The organism is Vreelandella glaciei, assembly GCF_013415125.1.
Taxonomy (GTDB): domain Bacteria; phylum Pseudomonadota; class Gammaproteobacteria; order Pseudomonadales; family Halomonadaceae; genus Vreelandella; species Vreelandella glaciei.
In genome coordinates this window covers 1-1,685 of the sequence record NZ_JACCDE010000076.1, presented here as the reverse complement: position 1 = coordinate 1,685, position 1,685 = coordinate 1, and the positions used below count along the sequence as shown (strand labels likewise).

The 1,685-nt window shown below is 62.6% G+C and carries 1 protein-coding gene; it reads right to left on the bottom strand.

Annotated elements, in window-relative coordinates:
* Window positions 1-231: 231 nt before the first annotated feature.
* Entirely contained in the window at window positions 232-1,593 is a 1,362-nt protein-coding gene (locus HZS80_RS23185; protein WP_045812073.1) for an IS1380 family transposase, read from the bottom strand.
* Window positions 1,594-1,685 lie beyond the last annotated feature (92 nt).

The window sequence follows — 1,685 nt, the reverse complement described above, 5'->3', positions numbered from 1 at the left end:
CCTGAATCCGTGAAGCCGGCGCCGACACTTTCCCTATCACCGCCAGCGAGCACTTTTTGATCATTCGCCCCGTGCAAGTTGGCTTTCGCAAGCCCGTTATTGCCAAAACCCACCGTGCTGATCGGTGCTGACGGCCCGTTTTGTCATGCCTTTCCACCCGCCAGGCACGACATATCTGGCGATCGCGTGTCGCTTGGAACTGCTTGTGGATAGAGTGTCGCCGATTGACGGTCAGCATGGCGTTCCTCGTGGATAACGCAGTCGGCTCCGCAGCGTCTTGAGCACCGTCATGCGCCCGATATCCTGCCCGAAGTCGAGGATGATCTGCCGTGCCTTGTGAATCACGAGAGCCGCACGGTGCACCAGCTCTTGTAGCACGGTGCGCAGCCGGCGCCGCTTGGCCGGGTGGCGAACCGGGCTCAGCTCGCCGGTCATGCCCAGCTGTCCCATCAGGCGCAGGATGTTGTAGGCCAACTGGGCGAGATGCAGGATCAGATCGTTGGTGGCGAACTTGCCGGACGGCAAGCGCTCCAGGTCGAGATCGGTCTTGATCTCGCTGTGAAACTGCTCATGGGTGGCATGCGCCTGGTAGCGCTTGATCACCGCCTCCGGCGCCTCGTCCAGGCTGGTCCACCAGCCTTCCAACTCATAGTCCGGTTCGAGCAGCAACTGGCCATCGCGATCGGCGGTGCGCTCTACCAGGCGCATCACGCGTTGGACGACGTATTCGGTCTTGTTGTCGTCGTGGATCGAGACGGTCTGCAGCCACAGCGCCTGGCGCTTGCCAGGACGCAGCTCTTCCCAGTAGTCCGCCGCCACCGCCAGCCAGGTATCTCGATCAGCCGTGGCCGAGCCGCGCGGGTTCCATTTGACGACATAGTCGAGCCGGCGCCCCTCGTCGGCAAAGACCTGGCGCTGCTGTTCGAGAAGCGCCAGGTGCGCCTGGCTGTCGAAGCCGCTGTCCTCGCGTAACAGGATCGGTTGCTTGGTCAGGCCTTGGGTGCGAGGCAGCACCCGCTCCAGGAAGGCGTTGCTCTCCTTCATGGTGTGCTGCTTGCCAGGCCGCAGTTCCAGACCCAGGCACCACCCTTCGTTGCCCAGATAGGCGGCGATCGGTGTGTAGCCATCGACCTTCTGGTAGGTCCGCGAGACGCCTTCCTTCTTCGAGTTGCTGTTGTCCATGACGAAGGTGTCGATGTCCAGGCAGACGTGCGTCGTCTCGGCGGTGATCGGTGCTTCGATCAGTGACAGCAGGGTCGTGGACCAGGTGGCGGTGCGCGCCTGCAGGTCGTTGGCGGCAAGTTTCTCCAGCCGCTGTCGCAGCGTCGCCGCGCTCGGCACCTTCTGCAGGGTCAGCAGTTGTTGGAAGGGCTTGTCGCGGCGGAAGTTCTCGACAGCGTCATAGTCGCTCATGCCCAGACACAGCAGGCCCAGGTAGCTCTTGATCACGTCACTGGTGCGCATGCCCAGCGTGGTGGGGAAGCGGCTGTCGATGCTGTCGACGCCAGCGATCTCGAAGCATTGCCCGATGATGGACAGCCCGGCGTGGCTGGTGAGGGTGCGGCGACTGGCGCGGAACTTGACGTTGGGCATGGCACTGTCTGGGTGAATGGCGATATTCGCTATATTGCCATGCAGTTCAGTAGGTTAGAAGCATTCCTGGGGGCCGGTCTCACGGATTCAGG